This window comes from Enterobacter sp. K510 (assembly GCF_055804875.1).
The window spans coordinates 87,549-108,042 of the sequence record NZ_JBNRLQ010000008.1 but is presented as its reverse complement, the minus strand read 5'-3'; the positions used below and the strand labels follow the sequence as shown (position 1 = coordinate 108,042).

At 51.2% G+C, this 20,494-nt stretch carries 16 protein-coding genes and 1 pseudogene; 11 read left to right on the top strand and 6 right to left on the bottom strand.

Annotated features, from left to right (window positions below; translation table 11 throughout):
- Positions 1-10 precede the first annotated feature (10 nt).
- Positions 11-2,254 carry an EAL domain-containing protein gene (locus ACQUTD_RS15185; RefSeq protein ID WP_473277309.1) on the bottom strand — a complete coding sequence of 748 codons (2,244 nt, stop codon included), beginning with the start codon at positions 2,252-2,254 and terminating at the stop codon, positions 11-13.
- Between the two features lie 340 nt (positions 2,255-2,594).
- Between ACQUTD_RS15185 and ACQUTD_RS15180 the strand changes: the two genes are divergently transcribed.
- The 8 genes and pseudogenes from ACQUTD_RS15180 (at position 2,595) to pgaD (ending at position 10,546) form a co-directional block, all read left to right on the top strand.
- A complete protein-coding gene (locus ACQUTD_RS15180; RefSeq protein WP_072569504.1) occupies positions 2,595-2,786 on the top strand; it encodes a YfgG family protein in 192 nt (63 codons plus the stop codon).
- Positions 2,787-3,016: 230 nt separating this feature from the next.
- On the top strand, positions 3,017-3,841 hold the full coding sequence (locus ACQUTD_RS15175; RefSeq protein ID WP_473277308.1) for a helix-turn-helix domain-containing protein: 825 nt from the start codon (positions 3,017-3,019) through the stop codon (positions 3,839-3,841).
- Between the two features lie 106 nt (positions 3,842-3,947).
- Positions 3,948-5,231: a diguanylate cyclase domain-containing protein gene (locus ACQUTD_RS15170; protein ID WP_473277307.1), complete on the top strand. Its 1,284-nt coding sequence runs from the start codon at positions 3,948-3,950 to the stop codon at positions 5,229-5,231.
- An 18-nt stretch (positions 5,232-5,249) separates the two neighbouring features.
- On the top strand, positions 5,250-5,480 hold the full coding sequence (locus ACQUTD_RS15165; RefSeq protein ID WP_473277306.1) for a hypothetical protein: 231 nt from the start codon (positions 5,250-5,252) through the stop codon (positions 5,478-5,480).
- A 130-nt stretch (positions 5,481-5,610) separates the two neighbouring features.
- Entirely contained in the window at positions 5,611-8,031 is a 2,421-nt protein-coding gene (gene pgaA, locus ACQUTD_RS15160) for a poly-beta-1,6 N-acetyl-D-glucosamine export porin PgaA (RefSeq protein WP_473277305.1), read from the top strand.
- A 158-nt stretch (positions 8,032-8,189) separates the two neighbouring features.
- Complete coding sequence (gene pgaB, locus ACQUTD_RS15155) at positions 8,190-9,878, top strand: poly-beta-1,6-N-acetyl-D-glucosamine N-deacetylase PgaB (RefSeq protein ID WP_473277304.1); 1,689 nt, start codon at positions 8,190-8,192, stop codon at positions 9,876-9,878.
- Positions 9,871-10,140 (top strand): annotated as a pseudogene (locus ACQUTD_RS15150) (poly-beta-1,6 N-acetyl-D-glucosamine synthase); the annotation flags it as partial. The gene pgaB and the pseudogene ACQUTD_RS15150, both read left to right, overlap by 8 nt.
- 10 nt (positions 10,141-10,150) lie before the next feature.
- Positions 10,151-10,546, top strand: a complete 396-nt coding sequence (pgaD, locus tag ACQUTD_RS15145; RefSeq protein WP_473277303.1) for a poly-beta-1,6-N-acetyl-D-glucosamine biosynthesis protein PgaD — start codon at positions 10,151-10,153, stop codon at positions 10,544-10,546.
- Positions 10,547-10,635: 89 nt separating this feature from the next.
- Here the strand turns inward: pgaD and ACQUTD_RS15140 are convergent, their stop codons facing one another.
- From ACQUTD_RS15140 to guaB, 4 genes are all read right to left on the bottom strand, one after another.
- The gene (locus ACQUTD_RS15140) at positions 10,636-12,315 is read right to left on the bottom strand and encodes a family 43 glycosylhydrolase (RefSeq protein WP_473277302.1); all 1,680 of its coding nucleotides are present in this window, start codon (positions 12,313-12,315) and stop codon (positions 10,636-10,638) included.
- A gap of 45 nt (positions 12,316-12,360) precedes the next feature.
- Positions 12,361-13,815 (bottom strand): glycoside-pentoside-hexuronide (GPH):cation symporter, encoded by a 1,455-nt coding sequence (locus ACQUTD_RS15135; protein WP_473277301.1) that lies wholly within the window; start codon positions 13,813-13,815, stop codon positions 12,361-12,363.
- A 321-nt stretch (positions 13,816-14,136) separates the two neighbouring features.
- Positions 14,137-15,714: a glutamine-hydrolyzing GMP synthase gene (gene guaA / locus ACQUTD_RS15130; RefSeq protein WP_072569506.1), complete on the bottom strand. Its 1,578-nt coding sequence runs from the start codon at positions 15,712-15,714 to the stop codon at positions 14,137-14,139.
- Between the two features lie 62 nt (positions 15,715-15,776).
- Positions 15,777-17,243: an IMP dehydrogenase gene (gene guaB / locus ACQUTD_RS15125; protein ID WP_158684905.1), complete on the bottom strand. Its 1,467-nt coding sequence runs from the start codon at positions 17,241-17,243 to the stop codon at positions 15,777-15,779.
- 158 nt (positions 17,244-17,401) lie between these two features.
- Between guaB and xseA the strand changes: the two genes are divergently transcribed.
- From xseA to ACQUTD_RS15110, 3 genes are all read left to right on the top strand, one after another.
- Complete coding sequence (xseA, locus tag ACQUTD_RS15120) at positions 17,402-18,778, top strand: exodeoxyribonuclease VII large subunit (protein WP_473277300.1); 1,377 nt, start codon at positions 17,402-17,404, stop codon at positions 18,776-18,778.
- Positions 18,779-18,856: 78 nt separating this feature from the next.
- Complete coding sequence (locus tag ACQUTD_RS15115) at positions 18,857-19,882, top strand: M4 family metallopeptidase (protein WP_318374390.1); 1,026 nt, start codon at positions 18,857-18,859, stop codon at positions 19,880-19,882.
- Positions 19,882-20,235 carry a protealysin inhibitor emfourin gene (locus tag ACQUTD_RS15110; RefSeq protein WP_072569323.1) on the top strand — a complete coding sequence of 118 codons (354 nt, stop codon included), beginning with the start codon at positions 19,882-19,884 and terminating at the stop codon, positions 20,233-20,235. Before ACQUTD_RS15115 ends, ACQUTD_RS15110 begins: the two co-directional genes overlap by 1 nt.
- On the opposite strand, the gene ACQUTD_RS15105 is transcribed toward ACQUTD_RS15110, so the two are convergent.
- Complete coding sequence (locus tag ACQUTD_RS15105) at positions 20,232-20,453, bottom strand: zinc ribbon domain-containing protein (protein WP_318362729.1); 222 nt, start codon at positions 20,451-20,453, stop codon at positions 20,232-20,234. The two genes, ACQUTD_RS15110 and ACQUTD_RS15105, sit on opposite strands and share 4 nt — an antisense overlap.
- Positions 20,454-20,494: the final 41 nt, after the last annotated feature.

Below are 20,494 nucleotides of genomic sequence, written 5' to 3'. Positions count from 1 at the left end.
CATCGCCTGCTCAGGCGCGCAATGACGGCAAAGCTGCTCTTTCAACCAGGCCGCTCAGCGGCTCTGGTTTGCCAATCAGATAGCCCTGCATATAGTCGATCCCCAGCTCCATGGCCGCGCGCAGGATCTCCTCGCTTTCTACGTACTCCGCCACCACCTGCATCTTTTTCATGCGCGCCAGATGAACAATGGACGCGACAATCTGATAATCGAGGCTGTTCGAGGTGATATTGCGGATAAAACTGCCGTCGATTTTTAAAATATCGGCATTAACGTTTTTCAGCCGCGCATAGCTGGCATAGCCGGTGCCAAAATCATCAATCGCTACCCGGCAGCCCATATGTTGCAGCTGTCCGAGGGTCTGATTAGCCTGTTCGATGTTGGTAAGGGAATTGCTTTCCGTCACTTCGAAAATCAGTTGCCAGGCTTCGATATTCCAGGCTTTCAGCAGGCGGCTGACTTCCAGCGTAAACTGCGCGCGGCAGACGGACGACGGGGAAAGGTTGATGGCAAAACGCTGACCGGGCAGCACATCGCGATGGGCATCCATAAAGCGTAACGTATTTTCTATTACCCACTTGTCGATGCGCGACGACAAACCAAGTTCGTGCGCCACCGGCAGGAAGCTGTCCGGGCCGATATATTCGCCGTTATCCCCCACCATGCGCAGCAGGATCTCATGATAATTATCGCCGCGGATGCCAGCGATGGGCTGCGCAAGCAGCACAAAGCGATCCGCTTCCAGCGCCTGCTGGAGCCGGTTCATCATCTCGACTTTATCTTTCAGGCCCCGCTGTAAGCTGGCGGCGCCGCGACGTTGCAGGCTTTCCGGATGATTGGTCGCCAGCGACAGATCCGCCACTGTGCTTAACTCGCCCAGCAGCAGGTAAAGATGGACGACGGGTGAACGCACATAGCAATAGCTGATCCCCACCTGCGGCTGTAGCGGCATGCCATCCCAGACGAAGCGGAACTGTTTGATCCTGGCGTCCAGCGCGTCAATACGCTCTTCATAGGATTCCGTATTCAGACGGATCACCAGATCGGGCCCCGAAAGATGATAGACATCCTCATGGGTATGCAGATCCTGACGCACCCACTCTGCCAGTTTTTGTTTGTACTGAATGCGCAGCATGACGCCGTAATTACGTCCTAACATTTCCAGTTCAGGGACACGCAGAAAACAGAGTACCGACCAGGGCGTATCCGCCAGCGCGCGATTCAGCGCCCGCAGGTTAGGCATGTGCATCACCGGATCGAGGTAAGCGAGTTTTCGGACGCGAACATGGGCCATACGTTCGCTGGTGGCCAGCATCGACATATAGTTAATGATGAATGAGAACACCAGATAACTGGACGAGGTGATGGTCAGCTGGATGCCATAGTCCTGGCGGACCGGCAGGTAACAGTAAAAATAGTGCACCGCGACGATAAGAAACGGCGTCCAGACCACCGACATAAAACGATAGCCGAAGCGCATCGCTCCCCACAGCATTACCGGCATTAACAGCGTCAGCGTGTAGTTGGAGCTGAAAATGGTACTTTCTTCATTCATGGGTTGCAGTAAAAAACCCAGGATGACGATGAGTAAGCCAAGCCACAGCACGACTTCAACCCGTGAGCATCGTGGATGGAATTCACGTCGCATCTGGGTAATAAAACTGCGCACATAGCGCGGATGGCGGATGATACGGATCAGCAGATAGCACATCGGTATGCCGGTCAGACAGCCTACCATCAACGCCTGAAAATTGATCAGCGTACGAACGCTCCACGGACTGGAACCTGCCATCATGCTGTAGTTATTGTACATGCCGAGGTAAGTCGCCAGATGGAAGATAAGCAGAATAATGGCGGCAGGACAGATCACCTGCCAGAAAAGGCGCTGCCCCATTAAATCGGCATTTCCGTACGACACCATATGCCGTCGCGTGACAAAAAGGCGATACCCCGCCCAGCTAAGGATGGTCGGGATAAGAAAATGGACAGTTTTTGCCAGGATCTCCATACCGCCGGTATGGGGGTAGTAGTGGAAAACCAGCGCAAGCGTGATGCCAGGCAGCGCCGCCCAGCCAAAAAACAGCATCAGGCTGATAAAAAATGCCAGCGGCAGATAGTAGAGCGTAACGACACCGCCAGCAATCTGGGTGGATGTATTAGCAAGGATAACGAATGGCAGTAAAACAACAGGGAGGAAAAGCGGTAGCGCCCACCATTGATCTTTGTATTGTTGATACCTTTTTAAAAAAGTCATAGATGCTCGTCAGAAAACCCAGGGTCCAGGAGGGGCGTTTCAGGCAGGCATCCAACCCGTCTGTAAAGGTACGATTTCGTGAAGTCTGTTGCGATTTTAGTTATGTACTGTCATGAATAATTGATCTGCATCAAAAAAGCGGCCCACACTAATCAATAATTACACAATTAATCATTCCAGCACTTTATTTATAGATATTATGAATGTTTCGCGCCGGAATATATAATTCTGATTAATATTTTTTTGACGATTTTTTACATTATTGTGAATTGACCTGCATCTGGCTTTGTGCCTTAATAACGTACCGCCCGTCGATCGGGCTTACCTTATAGGACCCCTTGTGAGTCAGGCAAACAGTATGCGAAAACGACATCGATTTGACAGTCGCATGACCCGTATCGTACTTCTCATCAGCTTCTTCTTCTTTTTTGGCCGCTTCGTCTATTCCTCCATTGGCGCCTGGTATCATCATCAGGATAAAGCCCAGTCTCAACAGATTAGCCAGACTATCGACCCCACCGCACAACGCTAAGACTTCACCCTGTCAGACAGCACGCTTCTGTTAGCGTGGGTATTCCTGCGTCCGTAAAAATCTACCCTGTGACCGCCCTGCGCTGACAGGCAACGACTCCTGCACGAACCCTCCCCCAGGGGCCGCTCTTTTATTCATCTATACTCATAATGACTTACCGGCTGCACTTTTGCGTAAAATGATCCGTTCGCCTCATTTTACCCGCTAGAATTTAAGGAAAATCTGAGGGAATGAAAGAAACTATACGCAAGCACATCATTTCCTGGGTTGAAGAGAATATCTATTCTCTGGCAAACATTGACGATCTGACCAAAGTGTTAGGCTATAGCAGACGTACTATTGAAACCTGGTTTAAGCAACAATATGGTCAATCGTTGGGTGATTACATCCTTAAACGGAGAATATGCCGTGCAGCCGTGTTGATCCGCATGACGTCACTGCCGATCACCGAAATTGCATACTTATTTCATTATCAGAGCAATCAGGGGTTTGCCAGAGCCTTTAAAAAATTTACTGGCCTGTCGCCCACAGATTATCGCCGATCAGACGTCTGGGAATTTGATAAATTACAGCCTTCATTGTTGCTGAAAGACGTCCAGCTGCCGGAGGTGGAGCTGTGCACCATAACGCGGGAATTTGCTTACAACCACACGGTGACGGTGCATGATCATATTTTTGAGCCAGCAGTATCTGACGTGACGAAAAGCATTAAAAAATTATTACTTGATAGTGAAGAAGTCATAAAAGAACTGGCTATCTCAGCTAAGCACTCTGCGCTGTTAAGTAAAGGACGCGAAAGTATAGTCGATGTGGATATCTCCTGGGCGACATCAACGAAATCAGCAGCAACAGAAAACACTCATCTTTTTAGTGGTGATTATGCAAAAATGAATTTCGAAGGGGACTGGGATACCTATGGAGCTTTTAGCAAAATTGTTTATATGCTCATCATGACCAGATATAAATTAAAGCTGCGTCATGAAATACACTTAATGAAATTAAATTTTTATTCAGAGGAACGCGTAAACTTCAGCATTTTTATTCCGGTAATGTAATTAAAAAATCTGTCGATATTATTAAAAGCTGAAAATATAATGCACCCTCTTTAACCTGGGCTGTAGCATACAGCATGATTTTAATTTACTAATCAATACCTGTATTATGAAAGATTTAATCATTACTGCTGATTCAGTATTTTCAAATACTACACCACAATTCCACTTATTATCATTATTGATATTAATTGCCACGGACGTCGCGGCGTTTTCAGCGATCCTTGTCAAATATTATTGTGATAACCGTAAAAAGCATTATCTACTGCTGAGCATGGCTTTTCTGGCAGGTGCACTGTTTTACACAGAAAGTACCTCCATCGTCTATGACGCGACGACATGGCGCCCCATCGATTTCGTGCGATCAATGAGTAAAGCCGCAAATCCTGGAATATTTAATCTGGCAAGACAAGTATGCACCATGAGCTTTATTTTTGCCGCGCTTTTGATGTATGCCGCGGATATAAAAGAGCATGGCAAATGCCTGAATAATGACAGCATCATCTTATCTCTGTCAGCGGCATATATTATCTGTGTATATATCGTCGCCTGTTATCTCTATAAAGATGCCGCTATCCCTTCGCCAGGGCATCCCGTGGCACTAAAAAATATGGACTATGCCCGTTATGCCTGTGGTGCGCTCGCGCTGGTGTTGTTTGTGCTGGTTGTTTATTACAACAATTTTAACAACACCCTTTGGAATGGCATTGCCGCGCTGATGCTGACAGAAATGCTGTGCGTTATGATTCTTTATATTTATGGCCAGGAGAGTATTGTAGCCTGGAACCTGATCAGGGGCATAAAAGTGAGTTGCCGTTTGCTCATCACGGCTTTCATCATCGCCGATACCCTCACCTCGTTAAAAAAGGTGTGCCATATGCGCATGTACGATGCATTAACAAAAGCCTATAACCGCACCTATTTTCTTGAGGAAATAGAAACACTGCTGGCGCACAAAAACAAAAAAAACGGATTCAGTGTACTGTTACTTGATCTGGATAAATTCAAAGAGATTAACGATACCTTCGGACATCAAAAAGGCGATCAGGTGCTTCAGGAATTTGCACAGGTGATCCGCAACAATCTTGGCTCAAAAGATATTTTTGCCCGTCTCGGCGGTGATGAGTTTGCCATTATATTACCCGCCGCTTCTGAAAAAGAGGCGCAATATGTGGCGGATAACATATGCAAAAACGTCGCGCGGCTTTCCCACTCCTCCTCCCTTGGATTACCAGGCGAGATAACCGCGAGCATCGGTATTTACCGTAGTAACGGTACGGAAAGCGTGAAAGATATTATCGGCTTTGCTGACGTGGCGCTCTATGAAGCGAAACGTGAAGGCAAGAACAGAAGCATCGTTTTTGATGGCGATTATTACTCGATGACTACCTGAAAATAAATGAGGCATGAGATGACTGTTGATAATTTTCCGCTCAACGAACGGGATATTGATTCTGTCGCTTTTTCTGTCGCTTTTAGCGAGTGGCTGGGCATTGACAATTTGCAGGCGTGTACGCTTACCGGCCTGACGCCGCAGGAGCGAAAAATATTTGAGGAAAAGCTTTCCCGCTATCGTATTTTTTGTCAGACAGCGTCGGGAGAAGAATTTTTTTCTCACCGGTTGTTTCAGGATAAAAAATGAAAGCAAGCTTTTAGCTCGCGGATCAGAAAAGCTAACCCTTTCCGGCCCATAAATAAAATAACTTTAGCGTAACCATTATGTCTTTATCAGGCAAGGGACAGTATCACTCTGATAAATTACATGAGGGCCTATGTTTAACGTAAAGAAAAGCAGTGTAAAAACCCGTTATAAATTAATTGCAGTTTGTCTGGCATCTTTTTTTAGCTGCCAGGTTAATGCACAGCCTCAGAATTATGATGCGCTGGTACGGGAAGCCAGAAACGGCAATACCACGCCCGCGCTGGCCTGGTTCGCCTCCCACGCATCGCTAAACAATCAGCAAATTGCAGACTGGTTACAGATCGCCTCCTGGGCAGGCGAGGATGCGCAGGTGATTTCTGTATATGAGCGCTTTAGCCAGCAAAACTTACCGCTGCGGGCTTATCCGGCGGCGGCTAAAGCTTATCGCAATCAGAAACGCTGGTCTGAATCATTACAGCTCTGGAAACGTTTATGCGACAAGGATCCTGCCAATGCCGACTATCAGCGGGGGTATTTATTAACGCTGGCGGACAGCGGTAATCATAAATCCGCTATAGAACACGTAAATACGTTGCTTAAGAAGGATCCGGACAGCCGTAACTATCTGGCGGCGGCCTGGGTGTATCGACTCGCCGGACAGGAGCAGAATGAACTTTTTGCCAGTACGATGGCGATGCAGCATTCATCATCAGGCACGGGTGTTAAAGAATATAAGGAGGCGCTGCAGGATAACGATCTTTCGTATGTGTTGCTGAAAGAGAATGGATCTCACGCTGATCCTGATGCTCGTGCCGGTTATGCTGCCGAACTTGTACGACTGGCGTTTATGCCAACCCGTAGTGAATCCGAGCGCTATAACATTGCCGATCGCGCGTTAGCCACCTACCAGTCATTATTAAGTGAGTGGAAGGATAAAAAAGAGCTGGCCCCTTACTATCGCCGCGCTCTTATTGATCAAATGGGTGCGCTGCTTGCACGCGACAGGCATAAGGATGTGCTTAAGCAGGAAAAAGTACTGAAAAGTGAAGGTATCGCGCTTCCCGAATATGCCCGCTACTGGGTCGCATCGGCCTATTTGCATGAAAAGAAACCGCAGCAAGCCGAAGCAATGCTGAAAGACCTTTTCTACAGCAAGGGAGTATTAAAAGAAGACGTTACCGAAGAGCAACGTGCCGATCTGTTTTATAGCCATCTGGAAAGCAATCGATTTAAATCGGCGTCGCTGCTGACAAATCATATTCTGAAAAAAGAGCCTGTTCATACTTATATGCCAGGTTCGCCGCTGCCTTTGCCAAATAACGAATGGTTGCAGGGCCATCTGTTTTTGGCCGAGCTGCATGAATATGCCAACGACCTTCCTGCGGCTGAACGTTACCTGCGTAATCTCAAAGACAGGGCACCGGGTAACCAGAACCTGAAAATTGACTATGCGCGAGTGCTGATGGCCAGAGGCTGGCCGCGTAAGGCTGAGAAGGAATTAAAGAAAGCGGAAGTGCTTGAGCCGACAAACATTTCGCTGGAAGTAGAACAGAGCTATGTTGCAATGGCGCTTCAGGACTGGCGACACGCTGAACTGTTATTAGCGGACGTGCAAAAACGCGATCCGGCAAATTCTGCGGTGAAAGAGCTGAAACGGGCCCACGATATTCATCATTCCGCGGAGCTGCGTGTTGGCGCAACAGTCGATCTGGATTCTGACAGCCCTGATTCCGGCCGCCATGACAACAGCTTTACCACGACCATTTATACCCCGCCGCTGGCAAAAAACTGGCGGGCATTTGCGGGCTTTGGCGAGATCAACAGTCATTTCACCGAAGGCCAGGGTAACGTTCGCGACTGGTCAGCAGGCTTAGAGTGGCGTTCGCGCGATATCTGGATGGAAGGCGAAATCATGGAGCGTCATTTTAATCATGGCGATAAATTAGGCGGCCGCTTCTCGGCGCGCTATGACCTTAACGATAATTTCAGTATCGGTACGCAGGCGGAGCGTATTTCGCATCGCACACCTGCACGCGCCCTGAAGCACGGTATTACGGCAAATAGCGCTGAAGCTAACCTGCAATGGCAGAAAAATGAGCGTACCCGCGCTGATTTCAGCTATAGCCGGACGCATTTTTCCGACGGAAACCGGCGTTCAGAATTCTCCCTTACGGGTGAACAGACATTATGGTCGAGCCATAAAACGCAGGTTAATGCGCAGGCTGGCATCTATTACGGGGCGAATAAGAAATTAGATACGCCTTATTACAATCCGCAAAAAACAGTGGACGTTCTGCCTGCCCTGAATATTAACAACGTCATTTATGAGAATTACTCAACCAATTTAAGCCAGCAATTCACGGCCGGTGCAGGGAGTGCCTGGGAGAAAAATCATGGCAGTGCTCCCGTCACGCAAGTGAGTTACGGCCAGCGTTTTGAATGGAATGACAAAGGAAGTGTAGGTGCGAAAGTGAACTGGGTTAAGCGCCCTTATGACGGGAAGCGAGAGCATAACCTGGGTATTGAACTGGATATGACTTTAAGGTTTTAAGGATAAGGTATGTTAAAGAAGATACTGCGTACTTTTATAATAGTGCTTGGCATCAGCATGCTTACAGCCTGTAACGATCACCGAAAGGTATCGTTTTCTTCACCGGACATAGGCAAAAATTACGTGCGGAAAATCCCTGGCCTGACAACAGCTTTATTGTGCTGGCTTACCATGACGTTGAGGACGAGAGTGCCGATCAGCGCTTTATGTCGGTACGCACCAGCGCGCTACGGGAGCAATTTTCATGGCTGCGGGAAAATGGCTATCAGCCTATTAGCGTGGAGCAAATTCGCGCAGCTCACAGACGCGAAATAACCTTACCCACCAAAGCCGTTTTGCTGAGCTTTGACGACGGTTATCAGAGTTTCTATACCCGCGTTTTTCCACTACTGAAAGCCTATCAGTGGCCCGCTTTATGGGCCCCCGTGGGCAGTTGGGTCGATACGCCAGCCAATAAAAAGGTAAAGTTTGGCGATGAGTATATTGATCGGGAGAAAATCGCGACATGGCAGCAAATTGCTGAACTTGCCCGCTCGCCGCTTGTGGAAATAGGCGCTCATACCTGGAACTCCCATTATGGTGTGCAAGCCAACCCCAGCGGAAGCAAATTGCCAGCCATCGCTAACCGTTTCTATAAGCCGACAACCTCGACCTATGAAACGGAGCAACAATATCGTCGACGCGTCAGCGCCGACGGTAAAAATATCGCTGAGCATCTAAAAAAATATACCGGCAAACAACCCAAATCCTGGGTGTGGCCGTATGGCGCGGAAAATGGCGTGGCCATACAGGAGCTCAAAAAGCTGGGTTTTGATACTTTCTTTACGCTTGAGGACGGACTCGCCACGGTAGATAACCTGGACGCGATCCCACGCCTGTTGATTGATAATAATCCGTCGCTGATTGATTTTGCGCAAATGGTCGCCAGCGTACAGGAACAGTCAGAGATGCGTTCAATCAGCGTGAGCATTGATAGCATTTATGATGTCGATAAAAATCGGCAGGAGAAGAATATTGATCTTCTTGTTCAGCGGATTAAAGACATGAATGTGAGTACGGTATTTTTACAGGCATCGGTAACGCCGGTAGCAAATAGCGCCACTCGCGAGGTGTATTTCCCCAATCGCTGGTTACCTGTCCGGGAAGACCTGTTCAATCGTCTCGCCTGGCAACTCAGGACGCGCACGGATGTGGCGGTATATGCCTCAATGCCGCTGTTGAACTGGGACTTCAGCCCGGCCGGGAAAGACAAGCCCTCAAAGGTGATCGATGACGTCACCTGGCAAAAAATACACGACATGTATGAGGACCTGGCCGCACACAGCGTCTTTGACGGCGTTGTTTTTGTCGATGAGAAAGCGTCCCGTAAACGGGAGTTCGCCAACAAGTCGACGTCCACCGCGCTAACGGTTTCTCTGGCGAATACGGTTAAAGCTGTTCGCGGACCGTCGATAAAAACGGCACGCCAGATTATCGCCATGCCGGAATTGCACCCGCAAATGGACGACATGTTTAATCGACGTATTCAGGAGTCATTACGCCTTTACGACTGGACGATAGTTGTCGCTAATCCCTACCGGGCGAAGCAAGACAAAAAGTTTGCCAGTAAGTGGCTACAGCAGCTTGCCCGCTATATCACCAGCTTCTCTGCTGCGAACGATAAAGCAATAGTGCAATTAGAAACGCAATCTGTTGATGCTAAAGACATTGCCAGCTGGATGGAGTTATTACAACTCAACGGCGTAAAAAATTATGGTTACACCCCGGACGATCTTATTACTGGTGAAGATCACGTCCGCGTAATAAGTCCTGAGATCTCAACTAACTGGTATCCAGAAAATGAATAATCGTATTGTTTCGCTCATTATCCTGTGCCTGGTGGTGAGCATTCCGCTGGTGATAGCCCTGTTATTTTCCGTTGAAACGATGCTTCGCTTTGTTTTCTTCTGGCCCTTTTTTATGTCTGTTTTATGGATGGCCGGGGGGCTGCTGTTCTGGTTCAGTCGTGAACGGCACTGGTCATGGGGCCGGGAAGATGATGTGCCCACGTTAAAAGGCAAGCCGCTGGTTTCGGTAATTGTCCCCTGTTATAACGAGGAGAACAACGTCGCCGGTTGATATGGAAAATCACATCATTTGCACAGAAACGCGACCATTACGTTATGGCCTTGACCTGTTCCTGACCTGTATTGTCTGGTTGCTGTTTATCAGTTTATTAGCGTTAAGCCTGATAAAATTCTTCAATCCTGAAATATTAGGGGAAGAAGTGATCCATCGACTGAAGGTTTACTTTTATTTCTCCTGTCTGAATGCCATCAGTCTTATTATCTGGGCAACCTACAATCGTCTCCGTTTTCGGTATGAGAGGCGCAAAAACGCCCAGCGCATTCAGTTGCCGAACCTGATGGCAAGCCTGGATGTGGATGCTGATACGTTCATGGAATTGCAGAAAGCGCAGCGCATTGTGGTTACGCATAACGACCATGGTCAAATTCAGAAGGTCACGCGTTTGTGACCGGAACGGGCATATCCTGCTGCCTGTAACGCATAAAAAGCCCGCGTCTGCGCGGGCTTGAAATGTGATCTTAATTGACGCTTTAGCTTTTAATTGAACCGTGACTCAGAAGCCTGCCAACTATAAGTATTATCTGCCGTTAACGAATCCCCAAGCTCCTGATAGGCGAAATCATAAAACTCTGCGCAGGCGTCGTAACCCGAGTAGTCCACCACCGCAAGACCAACGAATGCCCCGGTAAAGAAGCCGCCATAACTTTGCAGCACATAGTCGTCCGAGAGAATAGCGGAATCTAATGTAACGGGAATTTCAGTGAAAGTGATCCCATCAAAGCTGTATTCATAGGTGTAGGTTTCCTTGCGGACTTTCGTGCGGAACCAGACGTAATGGGTGTGTTCAGGGATCTTAATGGCGTCGTCTTTCAGATATGAAGTATATTTCCCGCGGTTATTCTCAGCAATTTCAATGACAGCACCGTTAATTTCATTCCAGGTGATAAAAATAAAGCTCCAGTGCCGATCGTTATAGTAGTTCGTTAACCCGGCCATTTGCTGATAATTAACGGGATCAAATTTGACTTTGACCTGTGCATCAAAATAGAAGGCCTGCCAGCGGCGGGCAATCAGCGACAGGTCATGGGTATTCGCCAGCGAGCCCTGCCCCATTAACGTCAATTTACCCTCGCCCGTTGTGCCCATTTTTTCGGTGAACGGCACCCGGAGCGTATTCCAGTTGAGATCCAGGGTCGGCGTTTTGAAGTCATCATACTGGCTATGATCTTTTGCGCTTTCGGTGTGGATAGCATCAGCTGGCCCTTCGACAAAAGTTTTGCCACCATGCCCCCCTTCAATGCGGGGCCAGCCATCCTGATCCCAGTACACTTTCTGGATAGAGGTTTCTCTGCCGAGAGTTGACCAGCCACGGGGATCATAAACCGACTCGCCAGGACGATTCCACGGGCGCGCGCAGAGCGAGGCATAATACCATTCACCTTTGGGCGTTGAGACTAAAGAGCCATGCCCCTGCTTCTGAATATAACTGTCTGGCGTATCGACATTCGTCAAGAATACGTCTCCCGGCGCGGTTTCGAAACTGTCCGCTTCCAGGGTGCTGGAACGAGCCACCACTTCCTGGTGAGTAAACACCGTCCCTCCCTGCGCGGCAAAGAGATAATAATATCCGTTCAGTTTATAGAGGTGTGGCCCTTCAACAAGCGCCACCGCGGTGCCCCGGTAAATAGTTCGTGCGGTTTCAGGCTTTAATTTCAGCGTCTGTGTATCAAGCTCAGTTAACGTGATGCCATTAAAAGGATGGTGATATTCCCGGTGGTCCCAGGTTTGTTGAACCAGATATTTATGACCATCGTCATCATGGAAAAGGGAGGCATCAAAACCGACGCCATTAAGCTTCACAGGATCTGTCCATGGACCACGAATATCCGTTGCGGTGGTCAGATAATTGGTCATATCTTTAAAAGCGCCCTCTGTGACTTTCACATCCGTATAAACTAACCAGAATTGGCCATCGGCATACGAGAGCGCGGGTGCCCAGATACCACCAGACGAAGGGTTGCCTTTCATCTCCAGAAGCGTGGTGGTTGACAATGGTGCGGGCAGAAGCTCCCAGTGTTGCAGGTCTTTTGACTGATGTAAGCGAACGCCCGGGAACCATTCAAAGGTTGAATTTGCGATATAGTAAGTGTCGTCAACACGAATAATACTCGGGTCGGCGTTAAAGCCAGGCAATACAGGATTTTGAATAAGCGACATATCATTACACCTTTCTTAAATTTTATTTATTGTTAATTTTTCTGACTACACACGAATCTCATCAAGCTGACGATTGATATCAGTGACATGTTTGTCTGAGATTGGATAGATTTGCATGACAATCATTGAAATCGCAGCTAACAGGATTGGGATCCAGACCGCGGTAATGACGATACCGTCCAGCGCGTGGGCGCTTTGCTGCGCTCCGGTTTCATTAAAGCCATAGGCCGCCAGTAACCAAAGGGGAATAGCGCCGCCGATGGTAAAACCAATTTTGAAAAACAGCCCCATGATGGCATTGATGATAGCGGCGTTGCGCTTACCAGATTTTAATTCGCCATAGGCGATAACTTCAGGCACCAGCGCCCACATGAAACCGGTCGCCGAGGTTAAGCCCCACTGTTTAATAAAGGTAGCTATGTAGGCAAGCCAGAGCGCATCATGCATACCCTCGCGTGACCAGACGTAAGTCAGCAATTCACCTGCGATAAACATGCCGAGGAAAAGATGAAAGAAGCCTTTTTTACCAAAAATTTTCTTCAGTTTTGGCCAGAAAACAGGGAATAAAATGCCGGGGATTGAGGCGACCAGGCCAATCGCACCCATCCATTCTGAATGCCCCACCACGTACTGATTGAAAAAGCCATTAACGGTGTTCATGAAAAACATGAACGTAAACGCCAGCATGAAAAACACTCCGAGAATAACCAGCGGCCGGTTATTTTTCAGTTCAAGGAACAAATCTGTCGTTTTTACACTGGCAGTTTGTTCTGCAGTCGCCACAACGCGCTCTTTAGTAAATTTATAACAGACAAAAAGCGCCACCGCCCCTAAGAGCATATAGACAGAATACACACCAAACCAGGCATAGCTGGCGGAGGGATCGGTATAGTTCCCCATATTCAGTTCAAGGCCAAAAAAGCCGGTATCCTTAAGGCTGCGATCTTTGGGCGCGGCCATCTGCACAAACATCGGAAAGAGCGTATAGACCAGCAGATTAGCGCTATTAGCCAGCATCATTCGTGTGCTGGTCAGCCTGTCAATAGATTCCGGATCTCTTGTCAGTGACGCATTAAGAGAACCATAAGGAATATTCACCACGGAATAAAGTAAATCCAGCGCCAGATAAATAATAAATGCAAAAGCAACAGATCCCCTGACGCCAGGAATAGGTGCAAAAAGCAGAGCGGAAAGAATGACGAGCGGAACGCCGGCTCTTAAAAGCCATGGGCGATATTTACCGGCAGACGAGCTTCTTTTGTCCACCCAGGTTCCCACCATCGGATCCCAAAAAACATTGATGATACGAACAAACAGGAATATAAACCCGGCAGTCGCTGTACTGATGGTATTCACCGTCAGCATGTGAAGCGCCAGAAAACCGCCTACCGTACCGAACACCAGGTTTTGAGCAAAGTCGCCCATCCCATAACCAATACGCTCGCCGCGGGTTAATATATGATATTCATCATGCCGGTTGTGCTTTGTGTTTCCACTCATTTTAATCAGTTCTCCGGACTCTTTTGTGTAGGTGAAACACTTTCTGACACATCTGACTAAGGAGAATCCATTACGTTTTTGAACTAATTAATTATGTTTTTTTATTTCTGTGATCATAGATACAAAAGCTTTTCGCCGTTATTTTTTGCGAAACGGCTCACGTTTGAGCATTATCTTAATGCAGGTATGAAATAACATAATTGAACAACCGGCGGGGAAAATACAGGATAGATTATGTCTGAGCAAAAAATATCAGGCATAAAAAAAACCCGCAATAATGCGGGCTTTTTATCGGGAATACCTGTTGGGGTCAGGTTAATCTTATTCCCACTCGATCGTCGCTGGCGGTTTGCCGCTGATGTCATACACCACGCGGGAAATGCCATTGACTTCATTGATGATGCGGTTGGAGACACGGCCCAGGAAATCATACGGCAGGTGCGCCCAGTGCGCGGTCATAAAGTCGATGGTTTCCACCGCGCGCAGGGAAACAACCCAGTCGTATTTACGGCCATCGCCCATCACGCCAACAGAACGAACCGGCAGGAATACGGTAAAGGCCTGGCTCACTTTGTTATACAGATCGGCTTTACGCAGCTCTTCAATGAAGATCGCGTCAGCACGGCGCAGCAGATCGCAGTACTCTTTCTTCACTTCGCCCAGCACACGCACGCCAAGCCCCGGACCCGGGAACGGGTGACGGTACAGCATGTCGTACGGCAGGCCCAGCTCCAGACCGATTTTACGCACTTCGTCTTTAAACAGCTCACGCAGCGGTTCAACCAGGCCCATCTTCATCTCTTTCGGCAGGCCGCCCACATTGTGGTGCGATTTAATCACGTGCGCTTTACCGGTTGCGGAGGCCGCAGACTCGATAACGTCAGGATAAATAGTCCCCTGCGCCAGCCACTTCACGTCTTCCAGCTTCAGCGCTTCTTCGTCAAACACTTCCACGAAGACACGGCCGATAATTTTACGTTTCGCTTCCGGATCGTTCTCACCCGCCAGCGCATCCAGGAAGCGCGCTTCGCCTTCCACGTGCACAATGTTGAGACCAAAGTGATCGCCGAACATATCCATCACCTGCTGGGCTTCGTTCAGACGCAGCAGGCCGTTATCCACGAATACACAGGTCAGACGGTCGCCAATGGCGCGGTGCAGCAGCATGGCGGTCACCGAGGAATCCACGCCGCCGGACAGGCCGAGGATCACTTTGTCGTTACCGACCTGCTCACGCAGGCGCACCACGGCGTCTTCGATAATTTTTGCCGGGGTCCACAGGGCTTCACACTCACAGATGTCGAGTACAAAGCGCTCCAGCAGACGCTGACCCTGACGAGTGTGCGTCACTTCCGGGTGGAACTGCACGCCATAGAAGCGTTTTTCTTCGTTCGCCATAATGGCAAACGGGCAGCTCTCGGTGCTGGCGACGGTCACAAAGTCGTCCGGGATAGCGGTAACTTTATCGCCATGGCTCATCCACACGTCGAGCAGCGGATTGCCGTCTGCGCTCAGGGAGTCTTCGATACCGCGTACCAGCGCGCTGCTGGTTTTAACTTCAACCTGCGCATAGCCGAATTCACGCTCGTTCGAGCCTTCTACATGACCGCCGAGCTGCATCGCCATGGTCTGCATGCCGTAGCACACGCCCAGTACCGGAACGCCTGCGTCAAACACATACTGCGGCGCGCGCGGGCTGTTATGCTCGGTGGTGCTTTCCGGGCCGCCGGAGAGGATGATACCGCTTGGGTTGAACTCACGGATCTGTGCTTCCGTGACATCCCATGCCCAGAGTTCGCAGTAAACGCCCAGTTCGCGCACGCGACGGGCCACCAGCTGTGTGTATTGCGAACCAAAATCGAGGATAAGAATGCGATGCTTATGAATATTTTCCGTCATTGACGCTAATTCCGAGGCAAGTAAAACAAAATCGCCCGGCATTAAGCCGGGCGTGGAAACGATCAGGAGCCCATACGGTAGTTCGGCGACTCTTTGGTAATGGTCACATCGTGAACGTGACTTTCCTGAATGCCTGCACCGCTGATGCGTACGAATTCGGCTTTGGTACGCAGCTCGTCGATGGTAGCACAGCCGGTCAGCCCCATACAGGAGCGCAGGCCGCCCATCTGCTGGTGAATGATCTCTTTCAGATAGCCTTTATAGGCCACGCGGCCTTCGATACCTTCCGGCACCAGTTTGTCAGCGGCGTTATCCGTCTGGAAGTAACGGTCAGAAGAACCTTTGGACATCGCGCCCAGCGAACCCATGCCGCGATAGGATTTGTAGGAACGTCCCTGGAACAGTTCGATTTCGCCCGGCGATTCTTCGGTACCTGCCAGCATAGAGCCGACCATTACCGCGCTTGCGCCAGCGGCGATGGCTTTGGCGATGTCGCCGGAGAAACGGATGCCGCCGTCAGCGATAACCGGAATACCGGTGCCTTCCAGCGCTTCCACCGCGTCAGACACGGCGGTGATCTGCGGTACGCCCACGCCGGTCACGATACGGGTGGTACAGATGGAGCCAGGACCGATACCCACTTTTACCGCGCTCACGCCAGCCTCGGCCAGCGCACGTGCGCCTGCGCCGGTGGCGACGTTACCGCCGATGATTTGCAGATCCGGGTATTTGGCACGGGTTTCACGAATGCGTTGCAGCACACCTTCAGAGTGACCGTGAGAGGAGTCGATCAGCAGGACGTCAACGCCGGCGGCGACCAGCGCGTCCACGCGCTCTTCGTTGCCCGCGCCTGCGCCTACGGCCGCGCCAACGCGCAGACGGCCATGCTCGTCTTTACAGGCCTGCGGTTTACGTTCGGCTTTCTGGAAGTCTTTAACGGTGATCATGCCGAGCAGATGGAAATTCGCGTCAACCACCAGCGCTTTTTCCACGCGTTTTTCGTGCATTTTGGCAAACACGGCGTCGCGCGCTTCGCCTTCACGCACGGTAACCAGGCGCTCTTTCGGCGTCATATAGACGCTGACCGGCTGGCTTAAATCGGTGACAAAACGCACGTCACGACCGGTAATAATACCGACCAGCTCGTTGTCAGCGGTGACAACCGGGTAGCCTGCGAAACCGTTACGTTCGGTCAGTTCTTTCACTTCGCGCAGCGTGGTGGTGGGCAGTACGGTCTGTGGATCGGTAACAACACCGGATTCATGTTTTTTGACGCGGCGGACTTCTTCAGCCTGACGCTCAATGGACATGTTTTTGTGGATAAAGCCGATGCCGCCTTCCTGTGCCAGAGCAATCGCCAGACGCGCTTCCGTCACGGTGTCCATGGCTGCGGAGAGCATAGGAATATTCAGGCGAATGGATTTCGTCAGCTGGGTGCTGAGATCGGCGGTATTCGGCAGAACGGTGGAATGAGCGGGAACAAGGAGGACGTCGTCAAACGTCAGGGCTTCTTTAGCGATACGTAGCATGGGCAATATCTCTGACCGGGTGGTTAAATATTGCCGTGGCATTATACAGAGCGTAATCGGTTGCATCCACACTTTTTTCAGAAAAATAGTTGCGTTCGCCTCTCATCGGGTTACTATCGACTGAATAACCTGCTGATTTAGAATTTGATCCAGCTCACATGTCAATGACTCAATCCCCTGCAATTTATACCGTCAGCCGCCTGAATCAGACGGTGCGCATGCTGCTTGAAAAAGAGCTGGGCCAGGTATGGATCAGCGGTGAGATTTCCAACTTCACGCAGCCCGCATCAGGGCACTGGTATTTCACCCTCAAAGACGACACCGCCCAGGTGCGCTGCGCCATGTTCCGCAACAGTAACCGCCGCGTCACCTTTCGCCCGCAGCATGGTCAGCAGGTGCTGGTGCGCGCCAGCGTTACCCTCTATGAGCCGCGCGGCGATTACCAGATTATCGTTGAGAGCATGCAGCCGGCGGGTGAAGGCCTGCTGCAACAAAAATACGAACAGTTAAAAGCGCGGTTACAGGCGGAAGGGCTGTTCGACAGCCAGTTCAAGCAGCCGCTCCCCTCCCCTGCGCATTGCGTGGGCGTCGTCACTTCGAAAACCGGTGCCGCCCTGCACGATATTCTGCATGTGCTTAAGCGCCGCGATCCCTCTCTGCCGGTGGTCATCTACCCGACGGCGGTTCAGGGCGAGGATGCGCCGGGGCAGATTGTCCGCGCCATTGAACAGGCTAACCGCCGTCAGGAGTGCGACGTGTTAATCGTCGGACGCGGCGGCGGCTCGCTGGAAGATCTGTGGAGCTTTAACGACGAGCGGGTCGCACGGGCGATCTTTGCCAGCGCCATTCCGGTGGTCAGCGCCGTGGGGCATGAAACGGACGTGACCATCGCCGATTTCGTCGCCGATCTGCGCGCCCCCACGCCTTCTGCCGCCGCCGAAATGGTCAGCCGTAATCAGCAGGAATTGTTGCGCCAGTTGCAGATCGGCCAGCAGCGGCTGGAAATGGCGATGGATTATTATCTGGCGACGCGCAATCGTCGTTTCACACAGCTTTATCATCGTCTGCAACAGCAGCATCCGCAGCTGCGGCTGGCGCGTCAGCAAACGGTGCTGGAGCGCCTGCGTCAGCGTATGGCCACCGCCCTGGAGAATCAGCTTAAGCGCACTACCCAGCGCCAGCAACGCATCACCCAGCGACTGAACCAGCACAACCCACAACCGCGCATCCATCGCGCCCAGTCCCGCGTACAGCAGCTGGAGTACCGTCTGGCACAAAGCATGCGCGATCGCCTGAGCAGTACCCGCGAACGTTTTGGCGGCGCCATCACCCATCTGGAAGCCGTCAGTCCTCTCGCCACCCTGGCGCGCGGGTACAGCGTGACCAGCGCCGCTGACGGCAGCGTGCTGAAAAAAACCAAGCAGGTGAAAGCGGGCGATACGCTGACCACCCGTCTGGAAGATGGCTGGGTGGCAAGCCAGGTCACAGAAGTGACGCCGGTGAAGAAAACCCGCAAGCGTAAACCTGAAGCCTGATAAGGGAAACTCTTCCCGCCCGGAACTATACTGCTGGTGTTTCTTATTTTTCGGCTTTCGCCCAGTAAGGAGACCAGCATGAATTATTCTCGCCTGCATTCCGTTATTCCGCCGTATATCCTGCGCCACATTATTGACCACGGCGCGCCCCCGCAGCAGCAGTACGCCCGTCAGACGTTAATGCACGTACAGACGCTGATGGCGGAGCACTATGGCAAAACCGCTGCCCACCCGAGCGCCGCCAGCGGCGATACTGAACGCGAAATCTATGACGCGCAAAACACCCAGGCGCTGCCCGGCAAGCTGGTGCGCAAGGAAGGCCAGCCGTCGAACGGCGATGTCGCCGCCGACGAAGCCTGGGATTATCTCGGCGTCACGCATCAGTTCTTCTGGCACGCGTATCAGCGCGACTCTCTCGATAACAAGGGCATGATCTTAAGCGGCACGGTGCATTACGGTCAGGATTACCAGAACGCCTTCTGGAACGGTCAGCAGATGGTGTTTGGCGATGGCGACGGCGAGATTTTTAACCGTTTTACCATTGCGATTGATATCGTCGGCCATGAGCTGAGCCACGGCGTCACGGAAACCGAAGCAGGCCTGATCTACTTTGAGCAGGCGGGCGCGCTGAACGAGTCGCTGTCGGATGTGTTTGGTTCGCTGGTGAAGCAGTATCACCTCGGGCAGACCGCCGATCAGGCCGACTGGCTGATTGGCGAAGGTCTGCTGGCGGAAGGCATCAACGGACGCGGCCTGCGCTCAATGTCTGCGCCCGGCACCGCTTATGACGATCCGCTGCTCGGCAAGGATCCGCAGCCAGCCCATATGGATGACTACATTAAAACCCGTGAGGACAACGGCGGTGTGCACCTGAACTCCGGCATTCCTAACCGCGCCTTTTATCTCGCGGCGCTGGCGCTGGGCGGTTACGCCTGGGAAAAAGCGGGCTATGCCTGGTATGACACGGTGTGCGACCGTTCGCTGGCGCAGAATGCCGATTTCGCCACCTTTGCCCGTCTGACGGTGGAGCACGGCGGCAAACGCTCTGGCAGCGCTGTCGCCGACGCCATTGAGCAGGCGTGGAAAGAGACAGGAGTGCTGTGATGAAAACCCTGCCCGCGCTGACGGAAGATGCCGTTATTGACCTGGCGCGAGAAGGCGGCGTGGCGTATATGCCGCGCCTTGCCGCGCCCCGCCGTATCGCCCTTTCTGAACTGGATGAACAACAACGGGATCGTGTGTGCAATATTCTGCGCCGCTCGTTGCCGCTGGGACAGGATCCGGGAAAGGCGGAGTCACCGGGACGCGGCGATCAGCGCTATTACCGCATTCAGATCAGCTGGACGCAGCAAAACAGTACGCATCATGCGGACATCGTCTTGCTAATCGCGGAAAGTGATGCCCCGTCAGAGCTGGAAGAGCTGTGGCGACGCGGAAAAGATTGCGTGTGTGATTAAGGCGTTGCGAGGGTAAATTCGACGCGCTTTTTCGAGATCAGTCCATGGCCGTGCTGGCAGAAATAATCCACCGCGCCACAGGCTTTCAGCACCTCTAAGGGCTGATGACAGTCCGGGCAACGCGCTTCAAGGGTGAGATCCTGATGACAGTGCGCGCAGTGCGCCTGCGTGCCGGAAAGTTCCAGCGGATGATGACAGGTCGGGCATTGCAGTTCCATAAAGCCTCCTGGTATGCCTTCACCCCGGCGGCGTGCCGGGG